The sequence below is a fragment of the Burkholderia sp. HI2761 genome (assembly GCF_002223355.1).
Lineage (GTDB): Bacteria > Pseudomonadota > Gammaproteobacteria > Burkholderiales > Burkholderiaceae > Burkholderia.
On the sequence record NZ_NKFN01000007.1, the window covers coordinates 396,050 to 416,011 of the forward strand.

A 19,962-nucleotide genomic window follows, 5' to 3' on the forward strand; every position below is an offset into this window, starting at 1 on the left:
GTCTCGGCATGGTCCTGATGAAACGGAATCGAATGGCGCGTCGCGGCGTCGGCGTAAGCCTTTCGCCGCTGCCGCGACGCGCCGGATGCTAGACCGTCGAATACCCGCCGTCCACCGGTACGATCGCGCCGGTGACGAACGATGCGCCGGGCGAGCACAGGAACAGGATCACTTCCGCGACTTCGTCGGCCGTGCCCCAGCGCCCCAGCGGCGTGCGATCGAGGATCCGCCGCGACGCCTGCGTATCGGCCATCAGCCCGCTGCTGAGCGGCGTGTCGATCCAGCCGGGCGCGACCGCGTTCACGCGGATGCCGCGATCGGCCCACGCTTGCGCGAGCGATCGCGTGAGTTGTGCGATGCCGCCCTTGCTCGCGCTGTACGCGGGCCGGTCCTTGCTGCCGAAGTACGTGTACATCGACGCGATATTGACGATGCTTCCGCCATTCGCCGACAGCGCCGGCCGCGCGGCGTCGGACGCGCGCATCACCGACGTCAGGTTCACGTTCAGCACGAGCTCGAACTGATCCATCCGGTATTCGTCCGCGTGCCGGCTGATGCCGACGCCGTTGACGAGCACGTCGAGCCGCGGCAACGCGGCGATCGTGTACGTCAGCGCGTCGCTGTCGGTCACGTCCAGCTCCATGCACCGGACGCGCGGATGCACGGGCGCATGTGGGCCGGTGGCGTCGAGCCCGAGCGCGACGACCGACGCGCCCGCTTCCGCGAAGCGCCAGGCGGTGCTCGCACCGATGCCCGACGTGCCGCCCGTCACGACGACGGTCTTGCCTTCAAACGCCCACTGACGACTCATGTTCGACGCTCCCGAGGATGCGCGCGCGGCAGGTCGGCCGCTGCGCGGGTGAAACGAGGATCTTGATTTGCGTGCGGTCGGCGAGCAGCGCGTCGAAGCCGTCGGCGACGGCGTCTTCCAGCGATACGGTGCGCGTGACGATCGACGTGAGATCGAGCGCGCCCGACGCGACGATGCGCAGCAGATCTTCGTACGCATGCCGGTAGCCGACGCTCGCCGTGAAGGTCAGCTCGTCGTTGACCGCGCGGAATGCGTCGAAGCCCGCATGCGGCATCAGGCCGACCATCACGACGCGGCCGCCCTTGCGCAGCGCCCGCATCGCCGATTCGAACGTGGCCTGCAATCCGGCCGCTTCGAAACTCGTATCGACGCCGAGCCCGCCCGTGGCCGCGCGAATCGCGTCCTGCAACGCCGACGCATCGAGCCCGCGCGCATCGAACGCATGCGTCGCGCCGAAGCGCGTGGCGGCCGCGAGCCGTTCGGGCGACACGTCGACGGCGACGATCGTCGTCGCGCCCTGCAGCTTCGCGAGCATGATCAGCAGCAGCCCGATCGGCCCGAGCCCGAACACCGCACAGGTCTCGCCGAGCCGCAGTTCGCCGCGCCGCAGCGCGTGCAGTGCCACGGCGGCCGGCTCCATCACCGCGGCCTGTTCGAGGCTCACGCCGTCGGGCAGGCGATGCAGCATGTAGGCCGGCACGACCGCGAAGTCGGCCATCCCGCCGTCGCCCATCAGCCCGGCGAAGCCCATCGACACGCACAGGTTGTACGACCCCGAGCGGCAGTACGCGCACTGGCTGCAGCGATACTCGGGCTCCACCGCGACGCGGTCGCCCGCGCGCAGCGTGGTCACGCCTTCGCCGACTTCGACGACGGTTCCGCAGAACTCGTGGCCGAGCGTCAGCGGCGCGGTGCGGCGCGACAGCGGATGCGGCACGTCGACCGGAATCGCGTGCGGGCCATCCGCGTATTCGTGCAGGTCGCTGCCGCAGATGCCGCAATACGCGACCGCGATGCGCACGTCGCCGGGGCCGACGCGCGGCGTGTCGATTTCCACGAGACGGACGTCGCGCGGGCCATGCCATTGAAGTGCGCGCATGTCAGCGTCCTCCGAGGTTCTGCGTATCGAGGCGGCTAGCGGCGGCGCCTGCGAGCGCGCGCTTGCGCAGCACGGCCGGCGCGGTTTCGACGAGGCCGAACGACAGCACGCACGCGAGGATCGCGCCGGTGCTCGACGTCCACATCGCGAACTGCAGACCGTACTTGTCGGCGGCGAAGCCGGCGACGGTCGGCGCGACGAAGCCGCCGATCAGCTCGCCGGCGCCCATGATCAGCCCGAGCGCGCTCGCGATCGCGCGCGGCGGCACCGTTTCGGCCGGGATCGTCGCCATGAACAGCGTGAAGCAGCCGAGGCCCGTGTACGTGACGAACACGAGCGCGCCGAGCGCCCAGACCGAGCCGACGTGGATCAGCACGACCGGGCACACGGCCGCGATCAGCGCGAACACGATCATCGTCGGCTTGCGGCCGATCCGGTCGGAGATCGCAGGCACCGCGAAGCCCCAGAACACCCACGCGGCGCCGAGGCAGGTCATCACGACGCCCATGTCGGACGGCGACAGGTGGCGGCTTTCCACGAGGAACACCGGTGCGAACGAGATGATCACGACGAACCACGTGAGGAAGAAGCAACTGATCAGCACGCACAGCAGGATGTTGCGTTCCTTCAGCAGCGCCCAGCGGCTGACCGCCGCTCCGGCGGCGGCCGGTACCGCGGCGGTATCGGCCTGCGCGTGGCGCGCGCCGCCGGGTGGCGCTTCGCGCACCCAGCGCCAGATGCAGAACGCGATCAGGAAGCCCGGAATGCACGACACGTAGAACGCCTCGCGCCAGCCGTATGCGGTGGCGATGCCGATCACGACCGGCGGGCCGATCATCGCGCCGAGCAGGCCGGCGGCCGAGCCTTGCAGCAGGCCCATGTTCAGCCCGCGGCGGCTCGGCGTCGAACTCTCGACCATCAGCGATTGCGACAACGGCAGCACGGGGCCTTCGGCGATGCCCATCAGCGCGCGAAACGCGATCAGGCTCGCGAAGCCGCCGACGAGGCCCGACAGCGCCGAACACACCGAAAAGCCGAGCACGGCCGCGATCAGCAGCGGCTTGCGCGTGCCGCGCGCGTCGGACCATGCGCCGGTGGCGGCGCCCGACAGTGCCCACGTGAGCGCCAGCGCGGACGACACCATGCCGAGCTGCGTGTTCGTCAGGTGCAGCTCGGCCGACATGAACGGAAACAGGAACGACAGCGCGAGGCGGTCGAAGAACACGAAGCCGAACGTCATGAACAGGATCAGCAGCAGCCTGTTCTCGTACGTCCATGCGGATCGGGAGGAGGAAGGGGAAGTCATCGCGAGCCTCGCCGTGCGTCAGCGGAACAGCTTCTCGATCGCTTGCGCGCCGAGGCCGACCTTCTCGTAATGCGCCTTGCATATCGCGATGTACGAATGCACGTCGAAGTAGCCGTCGGGATTGCCTGCGTCGTCGAGCCAGATCAGCGGGCCCTTGACGATGAAGAACGCGCGCATCGGCTCGGGATGATCGAACGCGACGAGCGTGTGGCCTTCGCCCGGCGTCTCGTACACGAAATCGCCGCGGGTCGCGGTCCATTCGTGTTCCAGGTAGCCCCATTTCCCCGAAAGCGTGTACGCGAAAACCTCGTGCGGGTGATAGTGCCGGTTCACGAGCCCGGCTTTCTTCGCCATCAGGATGTCGCACCATTTGTTCTGCGACGGCGAGATCCACAGCGGCCGCGACGAAACCGTTTCGGTGAACGGAACGTAATAACGCTCGTCGTCGGTGGCTGCGTTCGGGATGTAGGCTTCGGGCAGCGCATCGGGCTTGAACGGATTGGCAATCGCCGGGATGTTTTGCCAGAATTCGGATACGGCTTGGTCGACCACGGTATGTCTCCTTGTGTATGGGTATCGTGGGCTCGACTTTAGCCAGCCGGTGCGCGCCGCTCTTGACTGGGCTGGACGAATTGCTTGACCGCGCCGGACATTGCATCGCACCAAAACCCAGACGGACCATCCCCCCAATCCGTGCCGTTCCGCACGACAGGCGCCAGCAGGAGGCGACGTGACGAATTCGACCGTTTTTTCACGCACGCGAGGCTCGACGGCCGACGTGCCGGCGCGCGACAGGATGGCGTACTGGGATGCGTTCAACGCGGCGACGCTGGTCGGCCTGCGCTGCTCGTCGCTGTCGCCGGCCGGGCTCGAAGTCGAGAAGACCGACATCGCGCTGCCGGGCCTCGGCATCGCCGACATCAGCGGGCAGGATCACGTGATCGAACGCAGCCCCGCGCTGGTGCGCCAGTTGCCGAAGGAGTCGCTGTTCGCGTGCCAGATCGTGAGCGGGCGCGCGTATTTCATTCAGCGCGACCGGTGCCTGCTTGCGGAAGCCGGCGATGTCGTCGTCTACGACACACGTGTGCCGTATCTGTTCGGATTCCTGACGCCGATGCGGCAACTGCTGATCGATATCCCGATCACGACGTTCGACGACCGGCTCGATACGGCACTCGCCGCGCTGCCGCTGCGGATCGCGCCGAAGCCGGGCGCGGGCGCGATGCTCGGCGCGACGTTGCGCGCGAGCGTCGAGCGATTCATGAAGACGCCGGTCGAGCGCGACGCCGCGCGGTTCGCCGAGCACACGCGCACGCTGATCGCGGAGCTCATCGATGCCGAAATGAACGGCGCGGGTGCCTCGCGCGCGTCGCTGTCGTATCTGCTGACCGCGAAGCAGTACATCGCGACGCATCTCGGCGAGCCGGAACTCGCGCCACAGGCCGTCGCCGATGCGGTCGGGCTGTCGCTGCGGCATCTGGGCCGTCTGTTCGCGGCCGAAGGCGAGTCGATCACGCAGCACATCTGGTCGGAACGGCTGTCGCACGCGCATCGCGAACTGACGGATGCGCGGCTGCGCAAGACCAGCATCGGCGAGATCGCGTTTCGCTGGGGGTTTTCGAGTCAGGCGCACTTCAGCCGCGCGATCCGCGAGCGCTACGGCGCGTCGCCGATGGCGCTGCGCGATGCGATGCATGCGGCCGGCGGGTGATACCGGTTTTCAGATGGTTCGGCGGCGGCGCATGCATCATGCGCCGCTTTCTTTTTCGGCGCGGCACGGCACGGCGCGGCGCGGTGCATGCGCATCGCATCATTCCGCCAGCATGAACTCGGCGCAGCGCTCCGCGATCATGATCGTCGGCGCGTTCGTGTTGCCGGACACGATGCGCGGCATCACCGATGCATCGCAGATCCGCAATCCGTCGACGCCCTGCACCGCGAGACGCGGCGAGACGACCGCGTGCGCGTCGTTGCCCATGCGGCACGTACCGGCCGGGTGATAGACGGTTTTCGCGCGACGCCGCACGTAGTCGGCGAGCGCGGCATCGGTCAGCGTCTCGGCTTCGCGAACGATGCGCGCGAGCGACGGCGCACGCAGAATCCGCCGCGCGAGCGCGACACCCCGCACGAGGCCCTCGACGTCGGCCGGATCGGACAGCGCGCCGCTGTCGAACCGGATCGGCGCGGCCGGATCGTTGCCGCGCAGTTGCACGGAGCCGCGCGAGCGCGGCCGGAGCAGGCACGGGTTGATCGACAGGCCGTGGCCGGGCAGCGGCTCGCGATCGACGTCGCCGACGAGCGTCGGCAGCACGTGGAACTGGATGTCCGGCCGGCCGCTGCCGGTCGTGTCGACGAACGCGCCCGATTCGACGACGTTCGACGTCAGCAGGCCCGAGCGGCACAGCATCCATTGCAGCCCGTGCCGCAACGCGTTCCACCCGCGATCCTCGCCGAGCAGGCTGATCGGCGCTTCACTGCGGCCGTAGATCGATACCTCGAGATGATCCTGGTAGTGCGCGCCGACGTCGCGGCTGTCGTGCAGCACGTCGATGCCGTGCGCGTGCAGGTGTGCGCCGGGGCCGATGCCGGAGAGCATCAGCAGCTTCGGCGTGCTCAACGCGCCGGCCGCGAGCACGACGTCGGCGCGGGCGGCGGCCGATCCCGATGCGCCGCTCGCGGTGCGCCATTCGACGCCGGTCGCCCGGCGGCCGTCGAACCGGATGCGCGTCACGCGGCAGCCGGTCAGCACGCGCAGGTTCGGATCGGCGATCGCGTCGGCCAGATAGGTGGCCGCGGTGCTGCCGCGCTGCCCGTCGAAGATCGTCGTGTGATAGAAGCCGACGCCATGCTGCGCGGCGCCGTTGAAGTCGTCGTTGTACGCGATGCCGGCTTCCTGCGCGGCCCTCACGAACGCGAGGCTCAGCGGATGCCGGAAGCGCGTGTCGCCGACCTTCAACGGCCCGTCGGTGCCGTGATACGGCTCGGACAGCCGCAGATGCGATTCGGCGCGCTTGAACACGGGCAGCACGTCGTCCCAGCCCCAGCCGGTGCAGCCGAGCGCGGCCCAGTCGTCGTAGTCCTCGCGCGTGCCGCGCACGTACAGCATCGCGTTGACCGAACTGCCGCCGCCGAGCGTGCGGCCCTGCGGCACGTAGGTCTTGCGTCCCGCCGCGCCCGGCTGCGGCTCGCTTTCGAACGTCACCGTGCGCTGCGTGCCGAGCACGCGGATGAACGTCGCCGGAATCCGGATGAACAGGCTGTCGTCCTTCGGGCCGTCCTCCAGCAGCAACACGCGCCGGCCGGCCTTCACGAGCCGGTGCGCAACCGTGCAGCCGGCCGAACCGCCGCCGACGACGATGTGATCGTACGTCTCCATCCCGCTTCTTCTCCTTGCTGTCGGGCGGCGGAACGCATGCCGCCGCGCAGGAGGTCAGCTTAGCGAGCGGGTTGCAGCCCCATTTGACCGGGGCGGACGCCATGCTTGCCTTGCCGGGACATGAGGCGAGTGGCGGTGTGGGCGGCCGGGCGCGTGCGCTAGCACGCGTCGGCCGGCGCGCGCGTGTCGCTCGGCGTCTCGCCGAACCGCGCGCGATAGCTGCGGCTGAAGTGCGCGCTGTTGTTGAAGCCCCAGCGGAACGCGATCTCGCTGACCGTCAGGTGCTTCAGCGACCGGTCGCGCAGGTCGGCGCGGCAGCGTTCGAGCCGCCGCGCGAGGATGTAGCGCGTGAGCGGCATCCCCTCGATCTCGAACACGCGTGCGAGCTGGCGCGGCGACAGGTTGATCGCGCGGCTGACCGACCGGCTGTCGAGACCGTCGTCGGCGAGATGGCTTTCGATGAACGTCTTCGCACGCGACAGCGTGTGAACCGTCGACTTCGTCGGCGATGCATCGCCGTCGCGCAGCCGCAGCATCGACTGCACGAGATCGAGGATCGCGGCGGCGCGCCGTTCGCGCGCGTCGGGCGTCGGTTCCGGCGGCGCGGCGAGCAGCGCGTACACCTGCCGCACGGCCCACGACGCGACGCCGTCGCCGCGGTCGATCTTGACGAGGCTGCGGTAGCGCCACGGGCCGACGCGCGCTTCGAACACGTCGCGCGGCACGTCGAGCACCGTCATCGCCATGTCGGCGGGAAAGCCGTGACCGTACGGCATCGACGTGTCGTACAGCACGAGGTCGCCGGGCCCGTGCTGCATGCAGTCGACGTCCTGGAACGTGTAGCCGTGCCCTTCGTGCATCACGCAGATGAAGACGGCGTCGCGCTGGTCCGCGTGGATGTTGTGCGGCGTGCGCACGACCGCGTGCCGGTTCGCGACGATGTCGCACGCGCGGAACAGCCCGAGATCGCGTTTGCGCAGCGACGCATCGATCCCTTCGGACGACCTTCCGCTGCATTCGATCCGCACGAGCGTGCGCGCGACATGGTCGACCCAGAAGTCGACGCGCTCGGCGCCGCGTACGGCGCGCGTCGAGATCGTGGCGATCTCCGTGCTGGTGTCCGGCATGACGTTCTCCCGATGACGGCCCGAGCGGCGCAGTCTCGGGCACGCCGAACACCGCGGTCAATCCGTGAAAGACCCGGGGCAGGCGCGTGACGCGCTTGCCGCGGGGCGCGGCGGGCGATTGCGCGGTCGATGTCCTTGCCGGTCAACGGAAGCGGCCGTATGAGTCAAGACATCGGTGCGGCTTTGGGGTAGGTGCTGCCGGTTTACTTCGACGAAGGCGACGGCAGCCCGAGCGAGACGTCCTGCTGATAGCCTATCTTGCCGCCGCGGAACTCGACGCTCACGTCGTCCGGCGGCTGCGCGCCGGTGACGTTCGCGTAGATCGCAGGCAGGCCGTGGAAGCGCAACGCCGTTCTCCCGGCCTGCCCGCCGTCGCCACGCACTTCAAGGCGCGCTCGCTGCGTCGATCTGACGGATGTCGTCCTGATCGAGCGTGACGCGGATCGCTTCGCCGAGCAGGGCGAGCTGCGCGAGCGACGTCGCGCTCGCGATCGGTGCGGTGATCGTCGGCCGCGCGATCTGCCACGCGAGCGCGATCGCGGCCGGCTGCGTGCCGTGCTTCGCCGACACGGCGTCGAGCGCCGCGAGGATGCGCAGGCCGCGTTCGTTCAGATAGCCGGCGACGCGATCGCCGCGCACGCTCTTCTTCAGGTCGGCTTCGCTGCGATACTTGCCCGACAGGAACCCGCTCGCGAGCGCGTAGTAGTTGACGACGCCGAGCTTCAGGTCGCGCACGACCGGCTCGAGATCGCGTTCGTAGCCGGCGCGGTCGAGCAGGTTGTATTCGGGCTGGATGACCTGGTATGCGGGCAGCCCGTCGCGCGCGCTGATGGCGGCCGCTTCGCGCAGGCGTGCGCCGCTGTAGTTCGACGCGCCGATGATGCGTACCTTGCCCGCGTCGATCAGCGTTTGATAGGCGCCGAGCGTTTCTTCGAGCGGGGCCGTGTCGGCCAGATCGCGGTGCGAGAAATACAGGTCGATGTAGTCGGTCTGCAGCCGGCGCAGCGAATCGTCGACGGCCTTCAGGATGTTGTCTTTCGACAGCCCCGCGCGTGCGTCGAGCAGGCCGACCTTGGTCGCGATCACGACCTGTTCGCGCTTGCCGGAGCGCTTCAGCCACTTGCCGATGATCGTTTCCGATTCGCCGCCGTGGTTGCCGGGAACCCACGCCGAATAGACATCGGCCGTGTCGATGAAGTTGATGCCGGTGTCGGCGAGTGCATCGAGCAACGCGAACGATGCGTTTTCGTCGACGGTCCAGCCGAAGACGTTGCCGCCGAACGCGAGCGGCGAAACCTGGATGCTGGAGGTGCCGAGGGTGCGAAGTGCCATGTTCTGCTCCGATATCTGCGGGTGACGGGGCGGGACTGCGGGACATGAAGCCTGTCGCGTTGAGACGGCGAAGCGCGTGGCGAGGTTCCGCCGCCGGCACGCTAATCTGCGGGTTTCGCGCTCGCGTGTCGGCATGGCGGACGATGCGACGTCATCGTGGCGGCGAGATCCGTTCGAGCGTCGGTCCGGAACGCGCAAGGCACTGTATTTATTACCGATTTTCCGTGACGGGTTAGGGAAATGACGCATGGCGTCAATGTTGTCGCGCTGCGTTGTCTACGATATCCTTTCATCCCAAAATTAAGGGAGGCAGCGGGCCGCTGCCATACGAACGAAAAATCATTCTGAGGCGGTCATGGCTGACCTGGCGGCATTCATTCGAACCCCGTTTTTCCAGCAAGACAAGCGCCTGCTTGCGCTGTCCTTTCCTCACGACGACGCGCCGTCGGTGACCGATTCATACGGGCGGCAACGTCCGGCGCGGCTGGTCGCCGAGCGTCTCGTCGCGCACGAGGGGCTGGGGATCGATTTCACCTTCGAGGTGACGCTGTTGTCCGGCGAGGCGGGCGTCACGCTGGCCGACATGCTGGGCAAGCTGCTCGCGGTGTCGATGGTGCGCCCCGACGGCGGCCTGCGTTATTTCACCGGTTACTGCACCGAGTTTTCGCTGGTCCGCAACGACGATTCGATTGCGGAATATCGCGCGGTACTGCGCCCGTGGAGCCATTTCCTGCGGACCCGCGTGAACAACCGCCTGTTCCTCGGCCAATCGCTTCAGCAACAGATCGGCACGTTGCTCGCCGATTACCAGGGGCTCGCGCCGTCGTGGGAGTGGCGCGTGCGCGGCGACGATCCCGCGCGCACGATGAACGTCCAGGGCGGCGGGCTCGGCGAAAGCGACTGGAACTACATCGTCCGCCATCTCGAAGCCGTCGGGTGCCTGTACTGGTGGGAGCACGACGAGAAAGGCGTGAAGCTGATCGTCGGCGACGACAGCACGGTGCAGTGCCCGCCCATCGACGGCCGCTCGCCGGAGATCCGCTTCCAGACGCACGACGGCCCGATGGCCGCCGACGCCATTTCGCAATGGTCCGCGGTCCGGTCGCTGTCCGCCGGCAGTTACAGCGCGACCGCGTTCGACTTCAAGGCGCCGCGTGCGGCCAATGCGCAGATTCCGACGCTGCATCCGTCGGGTGTCGCGCCGCAGGTCGAGCATCACGAATACGTGGGGCACTACGGCTTCGCGAAACAGACGCGTGCCGACGACGCGCTCGCGCGCGTGCGGATGGAAGAGATCGAGGCGGCCGCGACGCGTTTCGACGCGGCCGGCAACCATCACGGCATCCTGCCCGGGCGCTGGTTCCAGCTGTCCGATCACTTCAGCGTGGCGTCGGGCAGCCCGGAGGATCACGAATACCTGATTCTCGAAGCCCGTCACGAAGCGGCGAACAACTACCTGCAGGCCGACGGCAAACCCGAGTATTGGAACCGCTTCGTCGCGGGCCATCGGCGTACGCCCTGGCGCCCGGGCCGCGGGTTCAACAGCGAACCCGTGCGCGTGCTGGCGCCGCAAACCGCGACGGTCGCCGGCGCGAAGGGGGCCGGCAGCGTCGACGTCGACGAATATGGCCGGGTCTGCATCGTGTATCACTGGGATCGTGCGGCGCAGATCAGCGCGCGGATCCGCGTGGCCGCCGGCTGGGCGGGCGGCGAGAAGGGCATGATCGCGCACCCGCGCGTGGGCAGCGAGGTGCTCGTGATGTGCCTCGACGGCAATCCCGACCGGCCCGTCGTGTCGGGCACCACGTACAACGCGGAACGGATGCCGCCGTGGGCGCTGCCCGACCAGCACGTGCTGACCGGCCTGCGCAGTCGCGAGCTGTCGGGCGACAGCGGCAACGCGGCGGGCGGGCGTTCGAATCACGTGCTGCTCGACGATACGCCGCAGCAGCTTCAGCTGAAGCTGCGCAGCGATACCGACGCGAGCGAACTGACGCTCGGGCATAACGTCCGCATCGATGCGACGCAGGGGCGCACCGATCAGCGCGCCCGCGGTTTCGAGTTGCGGACCGACGCGCATGGCGCGGTGCGGGCGGCCAAGGGCCTGCTCGTGACCAGCGAGGCGCGCTATGACGCGCGCGCCCACGCAACCGACATCGGCGAGACCGTCGCGCGCCTCGACAACGCGCACGACCTGCACGAAGCGTTGTCGGGGTCCGCGCACGACGTGAAGGCGCAGGAGTCCGGCGACCAGGATGCCGTCCATCAGGCGCTCAGAACGCAGAACGACGGCCTGCGGGGCAGCGGCGGCAATCCGCAGCAGGGCGAGTTTCCGGAATTCGCGCAGCCGTTCCTCGCGCTCGCCAGCCCGGCGGGGATCCTGGCCACGACGACGGGGTCGACCCATGTCGCGAGCGATCAGCACGTCGCGTTGACGAGCGGGGCCCACACGAGCATCGGCGCGGGCAAGAGCATGCTGGTCAGCGCGCGGGAGGCGGTGCGCGTCGCCGCGTTCGAGAAAGGCATCCGGCTCGTGGCCGCCGCCGCCGACATCGACATCCAGGCGCTGAAGGACAGCATCAACGTGCTGGCCAAGCTGGACGTGAAGGTCGATGCGAACCGCATCACCATCACCGCCAAGGAAGAAGTCCTGATCAACGGCGGGACCAGCTATACGCGCTGGAACGGCAGCGGCATCGTCCACGGGACCAAGGGCGAATGGACCGCGCACGCCGCGTCGCATACGTTCATCGGGCCGGACAGCCTGCCGGTACCCGCGCGCGCGTTCCCGGGCACGGCGTGCGCGCCGTGCATGGTCAATGCGGCCTCGATGGCGTCGCCGTTCGCGGCCAAGGCGTGAGGCGAGGCATCGAATGACGCATGACCTGATCGCCGCGCAGGCGGCCGACGTGCTGCAGGCAGCGCTGTCGTCGCAGGACGGGCTGCGTGCGTACGTCCTGATCGACGGCGCATTGCTGGATACGTTGCCGGACGATGAAAAGGCGTCGTGGCCCGCGTTCGTCGCGGCCTCGCTGCTCGACGACGCCGACGACGATGCGAGAGTGGTCGGGCCGCTGCTGTTCGAGTGGCAACCCGCCGGCGACAGCGCCGAGGCGGCGGACGCAGCCATCGAGCCGCGCAGCATTCCCTGGCCGGCGGCGAGCGTGCTCGTGTCGCCGCTGTCGCTCGAGCGACTGGCCGCGCATCTTGCGCCGATGGTGGATGTCCAGCTCGAGCAGATGGAGAGCGTGATGCTGATGCGCTTCTTCGATCCGCGCGTGCTGCCGTTCTGGCTCGACATGCTGCCCGCCGCGCATCGCGCGTATCTGGCGCAGGGCGTGCGGCACTGGATTCACCTGGATACCGCGCTGCAGATCCGGACGGCGGAAATCGCCGTGCCCGCCAACGTCACGCAGGCCGCCGAGTTTCCGCTGCAATTGACCCAGGCGCAGGAGGACGATCTGCTCGCCGCCTGCTATCCGTACACGATGCTCGAGCGGCTGCGTGCCGAAAAGCCCGCGCTGCTGGCGTCGTTGCCGGCCGCGCAGCATTACGGCTTCGTGCGCGATCAACTGGTACGCTGCCGGGCGCACGGCGCTGACAGCGCGGCATCGCTGCTGATCTATTGCGAACTGGCATTGCGGTACGGCGCGCGTTTCGACGAGGATCCGGCGATGGCCGCCGTGTTCGACGCGGTGGCGCAGGGGCAGGCGTTTCCGGAGGCGCTGGCGCTGGTGCCGGCCGAGGATTGGCGGCGGATGCAGGAAGTGGCCGGATGATGGCGCCTTCGCGACGCGACTCGAATGAAATCGACTGGAAGAGAAGGAAGTTCAATATGAACCGCTGCTGGATCACCTTGCTGTCCGTGATGGTTTTTTCCACGGCTGCGTGCAGCAAGAGCGTGAACGATGCCGAGAAGGACAGCCTTGCGCCCGGCGAAGTGAATAAATGGAACGACCCGAACTACGACATCATCACCGCCGGGTCCTTCAACTATACGGATTACGACATCTACGGCGTCTATCTGCTGCCGCCGGACAGGAACAGCCTCGACGACGCGGCAAGCGCTGACGGCGCGCGTGCCACGCCCCGGAGCGCGAAGTACTGGTCCGGCGGTGGCGGTTCGCGCCCGAGTCTCGCATGGGATTTCCGCTGGAAGACCCCGAAGACGTTCAAGGTGTGGTGGGAGCGTGTGGTCGACAAGCGCGCGATGGAAGCGTCGTCTCCGAACTACGACCCGTACACCCACCGCGAAACCCAGCCGGGGATGGCGTGGTGCGAAGGCGAGATCACGGTCACGCGCCCGCCCGTCAAGGACAAGAGCGGCGGCATCGTGCTGCACTTCTTCCCCGACGGCCGCGTGGAAGGCGACATGGATTTCGGCGTCGACGGCCCGGACCCGAAGGTGGCCCTTTCGAAGCGCGACGCGCAGCGCAAGCTGACCGAGCGCGCGTGCCTGAAGGAAATTCCCAATCCGTTCTATGGGCGCAAGAAGCCGGCCCAGTGGAATTGACGCTGGACGCGTAGCCGGAACAGGAGCGTAACCGCCATGAGCAATCCCCCCCTCATTCGACGCATCACCGATATCACGCCGGTCGAGGATTCGATCCGCAACGGGTACCGCGAGGCGCTCGATCCGCTGCGGGTCGAGCAATGCAAGGAGTGTCCGAAGCCCGTGTGGTTCACGGCCTTCTTCGACGGCACGGGCAACAACTACGGCGCGGACGGCAACGGCGCGACGGACGTCGCGAAGACCAAGTACAGCAACATCGCCAAGCTCGCGATGTTTGCCCATGTCCCGTTCAACAAGGCCAATCCGCGCACGATGGGCCGGTACGTCGAGGGCGTCGGCACGCCGTGCAGCAAGGTCGGCGATTCGGGCGCGGGTATCGACGGCGCGTTGGGCATGGCGGCCGCGAGCAAGGGCGAGGCGCGCATCCGCTGGATGCTCCGCGAACTCGAAAAGCACGTGGCGAACCACATGCCGGCCGTGAGCCAGATCAACGTGGCCGCGTTCGGCTTCTCGCGTGGCGCCACGGAGGCGCGGGCGTTCGTCCGCATGCTGACCGAGCAACTGGCCGAGAACATCGGCGGCCGGCTCTGGTGGAACAAGAAGAACATGAAGGGGATGCGTCCCGAAGTGGTCGTGTACTTCATGGGCATCCTCGATACGGTGGCGTCGACGGGCTTCGGCGGTAGCCGCCTGGAGAAGGCGGCGCCCTACATCGTCGGCGGAATCCTCGGGCCGGTCTACGGCGGCCTGCTCCACAGCATCGACAAGGGCGGCCATGCGGAATGGGCGAACGACATCCGCATTCCGGACTACGTACGGCAATGCGTTCACTATGTCGCGTCGCATGAGGTGCGGGAGAAATTCCCCGGCGATTCGGTGCGCGAGGACCAGAAGCTTCCCGCGAACTGCCGCGAGGTGTATTACCCCGGCATGCACTCGGACGTGGGGGGAGGCTACGAGCGCAACTACCAGGAAGGGCGAACCAACGAACTGGCCAACATCCCGCTGAACAATCTCTATATCGAGGCGTGGAAGGCCGGCGTGCCGCTTCGCGAGCCGAAGGAGGTCATGGAAACGGCCGGCGGGCTGTTCGCGATTTCCCCTGAGCTGGAGACGGCATGGAACGTGTACATGGGGCAGGGCAACGAGCGTCGCGCGGGCGTGGCGTCGAACAGCGACAGGCTCGAGTCGCAGGTCATCTGGCACATGAACCGCTATTACCAGTGGCGCGCGAGCCGCAGCCGGCGCCTGCACGACGGCCGACTGAAGCCGCCGGGTGGCGTAAACCCCTACATGGCCATTACCGACGGCGAATGGAACGAAGATGCGGATCTCATCCGTCGCGCCAACGGGGGCGTCCTGACGCGGACCATCTCGGAGCAGTACAAGGCGATCGACGCGGCCACGCGGGTCACCGGCAACTGGCTGGGCGGCATCGATCCTGCGGCGCGCGCGACGTTCGACCGGTTCTTCGATCACTACGTGCACGACTCGATCGCGGGCTTCAAGAAGCAGATGGAAGACGGTCACGTCGGCTTCGCCGAATCGAGCCGCTGGTCGGTCAACCGCCAGTACTTCATGGGCAAGCGCGGCAAGAAGTTCCTGTACTGGCGCTACGAGGGCGACAAGGCCGAGCAGGCCGCCACGCAACTCGCCAAGGTCGATCCGGCGAAGCAGCAGGACCCGATGGCCGCCAACGAACCCCAACTGGCCAGCAACCAGCCGGCTGCGATCGGCGGCACGCTGCCCGACGCGACATCGACGGCCTGACGTCGAACGCGGTACCGCTCGCGACCGCGAGCGGCCGACCTGACGTCGCGGCAGACAGCATCTGCCGCGACGCTCCCCCCTACCGCAACTGCACGGCCGCGAGAAACAGCACCATGCTGCCGATCGCGCCATCCAGCACGCGCCACGCGACCGCCTTGCGGAACCACGGCGCCAGCAATCGCGCGCCATAGCCGAGCCCGAGGAACCATACGACGCTGGCCGTCATCGCGCCGATCGCGAACGCGAGCCGGCCGCCTTCCGGTTCGCGCGCGCCGGCCGTGCCGATCAGCAGGAACGTGTCGAGATACACGTGCGGGTTGAGCCACGTGAACGCGAGCGTCATCAGCACGATCGCGAGCGCGCTCTGCGGCGGCGGCGCGACCGCGTCGCCGCGCACGTCGAGCGTGTCGTGGCCCGGCTTGAATGCACGGCGCAGCGCGTTGATGCCGAACCACGCGAGATACGCGAGGCCGACGTACAGCACCGCATGGACGAAGGTCGGATAGCGTTCGACGAGCACCGATGCGCCGCCGACGCCCGCGCCGATCAGGATCATGTCGGACACCGCGCACAGCAGCACGATCTTGCCGACGTGCGCGCGCATGATGCCCTGGCGCAGCACGAACGCGTTCTGCGCGCCGATGGTGACGATGAGCGATGCGCACAGTGCGGCGCCGTGGGAAAAAGCGAGCCAGTTCATGGTGAGGGACAGCCGTGGAAGCAGTAGACGAATGAATCGGGTAGCGCTAGTCTGCGATCGGCACGAAAATAAGAGAAGCTAAATCACCTAATGCCGATTAAGGAAATCTAATGCTCGACTACGCGTTGCTCGATGCGCTCGCCGCCGTGATCCGGCACGGTTCGTTCGAACGGGCGGCCAAGGAGTTGAATGTCACGCCGTCGGCGGTGTCGCAGCGCGTGAAGCTGCTGGAGGAGCGGGTCGGCAGCGTGCTCGTCAAGCGCGGGCAGCCGTGTGTCGCGACCACGTCGGGCGCGCTGCTGTGCCGGCATACCGAACGCGTGCAGTTGCTGGAAGCCGAACTGGGCGGCCGGATGCCGGCGCTACCGGGCCAGATCGCGAGCGCGTGGCCGACGTTGCGCGTGGCCGTCAACGACGACAGCGTCGCGACGTGGTTCATCGACGCGGTCGGGCCGTTCTGCACGGAACGCGAGACGCTGCTCGACCTCGTGATCGACGATCAGGATTACACGGCCTCGCGCATTCGCGACGGCAGCGTGCAGGGCGCCGTGACCGCGCAGGCCGAGCCGATCCAGGGATGCCGGTCGGAGCGGCTCGGGCGGATCCGCTATCGCGCGGTGTGCTCGCCGGCGTTTTACGCCCGTTATTTCGATGCGGGGATCACGCGCGATGCGCTGCGCCGCGCGCCGTGCGTGATGTTCAATCCGAAGGACGGGTTGCAGGCGCGCTTCATCCGGCGCGTGACGCGCGCGGATCTCGATCCGCCGCAGCACTGGATACCGCACGTCGCGGGCTATTTGCGCGCATGCGAAACCGGATTGGGATGGGGGATGTGCCCGGACCGGATGGTCGACCGCCAGCTGGCGGCGGGCGAGTTGATCGACATGTCGCGCGGGCGAACCATCGACATCGATCTGTACTGGCAGAGCTGGCGTCTGTCGATCGGCTGGCTCGACGATTTCAGCGCTGCGCTGAAGACGCGTGCCGCGCTGTTTCTCGATTGACCGGCGACGTGATGCAAGCGGCCGCGCGCGAGACGCGCGCCGTGCGGTGTCAGAGGTGCTGCAGGCCGTCGAAATCGACGATCTGCACGTGGCGCCCCTGCATTTCGATCAGGCCGCGCTTCTGGAATTTCGACAGCGTGCGGCTGACCGTTTCGAGCGTCATGCCGAGATAGCTGCCGATGTCTTCACGCGTCATCCGCAGGTTGAATTCCGACGGCGAGTAGCCGCGCTTCAGGTAGCGCGACGACACATCGAGCAGGAAAGCGGCGACGCGCTCTTCGGCGTTCAGCGAACCGAGCAGCATCGTTTGCGACGTTTCGCGCACGATCTGTTCGCTCATCAGCTTGTGCATGCGCAACTGCATCGAGCCGGCTTCCGAGCACAGCGCCTTGAGCGCGCTGTATGGAATCACGCAGACGGAGCTGTCTTCCAGCGCGACCGCGGTGCGCGGGTGCGTATCGTCGCAGATGCCGTCGAGGCCGAGCGCTTCGCCGGCGAGATGCAGGCCGGTGACCTGCTCGCGGCCGTCGTGGCGCGTCGCGACGGTTTTCAGCGAACCCGAGCGCACCGCGTACAGGTTGTCGAATGCGTCGCCTTCGCGGAACAGCGCTTCGCCGCGCTTGACCGGGCGTGCCGCGCAGATGACCGACTCGAGCCGACTGAGCGCGTCGGGCGCCAGGCCCTGCGGCATGCACAGGTGCCGCATCGCGCACGACGAGCAGTGCGGGGCCTGACGGGGAGCCCAGCTACCGGCATGGGGCGTGGCGGCGGGGCGGGTGGCGACGGGCGTCAGCATGATCGTTTACTCCGGCGTTGAATCGACGAAATCATTGTCCCACCGCAAGTTGCCGCTGTCGGGTGACAAAACGTCGCGACCGGCCACGCCGGCCGAACGCCGCTCAGGCGGCCGGCTCGTCTGCGTTGGCGGCCGCCGGAATCAGCAACACGGGCAGCGTCGCGTGGCGCACGCATTGTTCGGCGATGCTGCCGAGCACGAGGCGGCGGAAGCCGCGGCGGCCGTGCGTGCCGAGCACCAGCAGATCGGCGCCGAACGCTTTCGCGCCGTCGAGGATCAGCGACGATACGTCGTTGAGCGACGTCGCTTCGTTCAGCCGCGTTTCGCCTTTCACGCCGGCGGCCTGCATCAGCTTCGCGAAATCCTGCGCGAGCGCGTTGCCCTGCGCGACGAGCTGATCGCGCAGCACGGACGGATCGTAGCCGGGCACGTTGTAGTAGATCGCGGCGTTCTCGACGACGTAGAACGGCTGCAGCTGCGCGCCGTGCGCTTTCGCGAGCGCCAGCGCGGCATCGAACGCATGGCGGGACGTGTCGCTGCCGTCGACGGCAACCAGAATACGCTTGTACATAGTGTCTCCGAGTGGCGAGTTGAAACGAAGTCGGCCGGATGGCCGATGGGGCTGGGCAATGCAGCAATGCTGCGAGGCAGAGTAAACCAACGGGCACGATCGTGCAGCGAGATGCCCGCCGTGCCGCGCGGGCCTGTCGCCGTCGCGCACGGCCATGCGCGCGACGCATGCTGCACCGCGCGATGCGTGTCGTGTGTTCGGCCGCCTGGTCGGCGAAAACGCATGCGCACACATCGACCCGGCACGGCAACCATGGCGATGCGCCGCACGCATCGCCATTCAATCGCAAGCGCGCCGTGGCGCCATGACTTCGATCAATGCATGTGCGTCGATGCGATGCGCGGCATGCGTGACGTCGAACGCCGATGCCCCATGCGCGGAATCGTTTGCTCCGGCCCCGTACGAGCGAGTACCGGCGCGCGGTCGAATCGCGCGCGCCGATTCACCGTCATCGATCGATGGCGGTTCCTGAACGAACGATCGATTCAAACGCCGCGCCGGCTATCCCGGCACGACGGTCAACTCGATGACGCGCTCCGGCCGGCGGCCGTGGCCGGGCCAATACGCGCTGCCGTGCATCCGGTGAACGGGACCGAACGGCGTGTCGCCCGCGGGCGGCACGTCGAAGCCTTTCTCGATCACCCTGTAGCCGGCGCGCAAGGCGAACGCCGGGTGATTGCCGTCGGGGCGGCTGTCGAAACCGGCGAGACCGTCGCCGGCTTCCGGCATCGCGTTGACGAGCGACGCGTTGCTGCGCGTGACCTGGTCGGGCGAGATCGGCCCGGCGCCGGCGAGGCGCGACGCTTCGCGGTTCTTGCCGTCGGTGTCGACCGTGCTGTCGTGCGTGTCGTCGTTGTCGAGTTCGATGCTGCGCGGACGCGCACGCGCTGTTCGAGCGGATGATTCCATCACGGCTCTCCTGGCGGCGATACGCTCCGGATCGAAGCAAATCCCGTTCCGGGCGCAACGGGAAAAGGCGCGGGGGCGATCGCCGCGGTCGCTCGACGCGCACTGATTTGTCATGATTTATTTCAGCTAGAAGACACGTTTTCTACAGAGTATGATTCTTTTCCTGCGAAGCGGCGACAGGGGATGAAGTCTCGCCGCCTCTGCCCGCGCCGGGGCGCCGCAGCACCCTTAAAGACGGGTAGCGAACAACAAAGCAAGGGACTAGAGGTGGCGGATTCATGCAAGCGACTACTGCCTTCACGCACCGCGGTTATCTGTTGAATTGCGCGCCCGCACGCGCCAGTGACGGTTCATTCAAGCCCTACGTCGTGATCTCCCGATCGAGCGACGGGGAGCTCGTCGCGAACCGGTTTTTTCCGATCGAGCTCCAGTTCAACGACGAAGGCGACGCGATCGCGCACGCGCGCGACTGGGCCGTACGCTGGATCGACGCGAGCAGCATCTCGATGTGACGCCGTCGCGCTCATGCAGCGTCGGCCGTCCGGCCGATCCCCGGGTGCCGCTCCCGGACAAAAAACGCGGTAATCTTGCGGAACCCGTCACTTTATTAGCGGCCGCGCAACCGAGTGCGGCTGCCCGCATTGGCAT

At 67.7% G+C, this 19,962-nt stretch carries 19 protein-coding genes; 7 read left to right on the forward strand and 12 right to left on the reverse strand.

Annotated features, from left to right (window positions below; all coding sequences use genetic code 11):
• Positions 1 to 88 precede the first annotated feature (88 nt).
• From CFB46_RS19370 to CFB46_RS19385, 4 genes are read right to left on the reverse strand one after another with little or no spacing between them, the layout of a single operon-like run.
• Positions 89 to 811, reverse strand: a complete 723-nt coding sequence (locus CFB46_RS19370) for an SDR family NAD(P)-dependent oxidoreductase (RefSeq protein WP_089500883.1) — start codon at positions 809 to 811, stop codon at positions 89 to 91.
• The gene (locus tag CFB46_RS19375; protein WP_089500884.1) at positions 789 to 1,910 is read right to left on the reverse strand and encodes a 2,3-butanediol dehydrogenase; all 1,122 of its coding nucleotides are present in this window, start codon (positions 1,908 to 1,910) and stop codon (positions 789 to 791) included. Before CFB46_RS19375 ends, CFB46_RS19370 begins: the two co-directional genes overlap by 23 nt.
• A 1-nt stretch (position 1,911) precedes the next feature.
• Positions 1,912 to 3,216, reverse strand: coding sequence for an MFS transporter (locus CFB46_RS19380; protein ID WP_089500885.1), 1,305 nt, complete (start codon positions 3,214 to 3,216; stop codon positions 1,912 to 1,914).
• Between the two features lie 18 nt (positions 3,217 to 3,234).
• Positions 3,235 to 3,768 (reverse strand): 2,4'-dihydroxyacetophenone dioxygenase family protein, encoded by a 534-nt coding sequence (locus CFB46_RS19385; RefSeq protein WP_089500886.1) that lies wholly within the window; start codon positions 3,766 to 3,768, stop codon positions 3,235 to 3,237.
• Positions 3,769 to 3,946: 178 nt separating this feature from the next.
• Between CFB46_RS19385 and CFB46_RS19390 the strand changes: the two genes are divergently transcribed.
• Positions 3,947 to 4,927 (forward strand): helix-turn-helix domain-containing protein, encoded by a 981-nt coding sequence (locus tag CFB46_RS19390; RefSeq protein WP_027781838.1) that lies wholly within the window; start codon positions 3,947 to 3,949, stop codon positions 4,925 to 4,927.
• Between the two features lie 99 nt (positions 4,928 to 5,026).
• Here the strand turns inward: CFB46_RS19390 and CFB46_RS19395 are convergent, their stop codons facing one another.
• From CFB46_RS19395 to CFB46_RS19410, 4 genes are all read right to left on the reverse strand, one after another.
• On the reverse strand, positions 5,027 to 6,592 hold the full coding sequence (locus CFB46_RS19395) for a GMC family oxidoreductase (RefSeq protein ID WP_089500887.1): 1,566 nt from the start codon (positions 6,590 to 6,592) through the stop codon (positions 5,027 to 5,029).
• A 158-nt stretch (positions 6,593 to 6,750) separates the two neighbouring features.
• Entirely contained in the window at positions 6,751 to 7,719 is a 969-nt protein-coding gene (locus CFB46_RS19400; RefSeq protein ID WP_089500888.1) for a helix-turn-helix domain-containing protein, read from the reverse strand.
• A 203-nt stretch (positions 7,720 to 7,922) separates the two neighbouring features.
• A complete protein-coding gene (locus CFB46_RS35960; RefSeq protein WP_179235080.1) occupies positions 7,923 to 8,066 on the reverse strand; it encodes a hypothetical protein in 144 nt (47 codons plus the stop codon).
• 37 nt (positions 8,067 to 8,103) lie between these two features.
• Complete coding sequence (locus CFB46_RS19410) at positions 8,104 to 9,051, reverse strand: aldo/keto reductase (protein WP_089500890.1); 948 nt, start codon at positions 9,049 to 9,051, stop codon at positions 8,104 to 8,106.
• 355 nt (positions 9,052 to 9,406) lie between these two features.
• On the opposite strand from CFB46_RS19410, the gene CFB46_RS19415 reads away from it, so the two are divergent.
• From CFB46_RS19415 to CFB46_RS19430, 4 genes are read left to right on the forward strand one after another with little or no spacing between them, the layout of a single operon-like run.
• Positions 9,407 to 11,911 carry a type VI secretion system Vgr family protein gene (locus CFB46_RS19415; protein WP_089500891.1) on the forward strand — a complete coding sequence of 835 codons (2,505 nt, stop codon included), beginning with the start codon at positions 9,407 to 9,409 and terminating at the stop codon, positions 11,909 to 11,911.
• Positions 11,912 to 11,924: 13 nt separating this feature from the next.
• Positions 11,925 to 12,830 carry a DUF4123 domain-containing protein gene (locus CFB46_RS19420; RefSeq protein WP_089500892.1) on the forward strand — a complete coding sequence of 302 codons (906 nt, stop codon included), beginning with the start codon at positions 11,925 to 11,927 and terminating at the stop codon, positions 12,828 to 12,830.
• Positions 12,831 to 12,886: 56 nt separating this feature from the next.
• A complete protein-coding gene (locus CFB46_RS19425) occupies positions 12,887 to 13,564 on the forward strand; it encodes a DUF3304 domain-containing protein (RefSeq protein ID WP_089500893.1) in 678 nt (225 codons plus the stop codon).
• A gap of 36 nt (positions 13,565 to 13,600) precedes the next feature.
• Complete coding sequence (locus CFB46_RS19430) at positions 13,601 to 15,334, forward strand: T6SS phospholipase effector Tle1-like catalytic domain-containing protein (protein ID WP_089500894.1); 1,734 nt, start codon at positions 13,601 to 13,603, stop codon at positions 15,332 to 15,334.
• A 79-nt stretch (positions 15,335 to 15,413) separates the two neighbouring features.
• Here CFB46_RS19430 and CFB46_RS19435 read toward each other — a convergent pair whose 3' ends face one another.
• Positions 15,414 to 16,034 carry a LysE/ArgO family amino acid transporter gene (locus CFB46_RS19435; protein ID WP_089500895.1) on the reverse strand — a complete coding sequence of 207 codons (621 nt, stop codon included), beginning with the start codon at positions 16,032 to 16,034 and terminating at the stop codon, positions 15,414 to 15,416.
• Positions 16,035 to 16,144: 110 nt separating this feature from the next.
• Between CFB46_RS19435 and CFB46_RS19440 the strand changes: the two genes are divergently transcribed.
• Positions 16,145 to 17,038 carry a LysR family transcriptional regulator ArgP gene (locus tag CFB46_RS19440; protein WP_089500896.1) on the forward strand — a complete coding sequence of 298 codons (894 nt, stop codon included), beginning with the start codon at positions 16,145 to 16,147 and terminating at the stop codon, positions 17,036 to 17,038.
• 49 nt (positions 17,039 to 17,087) lie between these two features.
• Here the strand turns inward: CFB46_RS19440 and fnr are convergent, their stop codons facing one another.
• From fnr to CFB46_RS19465, 3 genes are all read right to left on the reverse strand, one after another.
• Complete coding sequence (gene fnr / locus CFB46_RS19445; RefSeq protein WP_089500897.1) at positions 17,088 to 17,834, reverse strand: fumarate/nitrate reduction transcriptional regulator Fnr; 747 nt, start codon at positions 17,832 to 17,834, stop codon at positions 17,088 to 17,090.
• A gap of 103 nt (positions 17,835 to 17,937) precedes the next feature.
• Positions 17,938 to 18,405 (reverse strand): universal stress protein, encoded by a 468-nt coding sequence (locus CFB46_RS19450; protein WP_089500898.1) that lies wholly within the window; start codon positions 18,403 to 18,405, stop codon positions 17,938 to 17,940.
• A gap of 501 nt (positions 18,406 to 18,906) precedes the next feature.
• Positions 18,907 to 19,314, reverse strand: coding sequence for a DUF3005 domain-containing protein (locus CFB46_RS19465; RefSeq protein ID WP_089500899.1), 408 nt, complete (start codon positions 19,312 to 19,314; stop codon positions 18,907 to 18,909).
• Positions 19,315 to 19,592: 278 nt separating this feature from the next.
• On the opposite strand from CFB46_RS19465, the gene CFB46_RS19470 reads away from it, so the two are divergent.
• A complete protein-coding gene (locus CFB46_RS19470; RefSeq protein ID WP_006480138.1) occupies positions 19,593 to 19,826 on the forward strand; it encodes a hypothetical protein in 234 nt (77 codons plus the stop codon).
• The last annotated feature ends 136 nt before the right edge of the window (positions 19,827 to 19,962 follow it).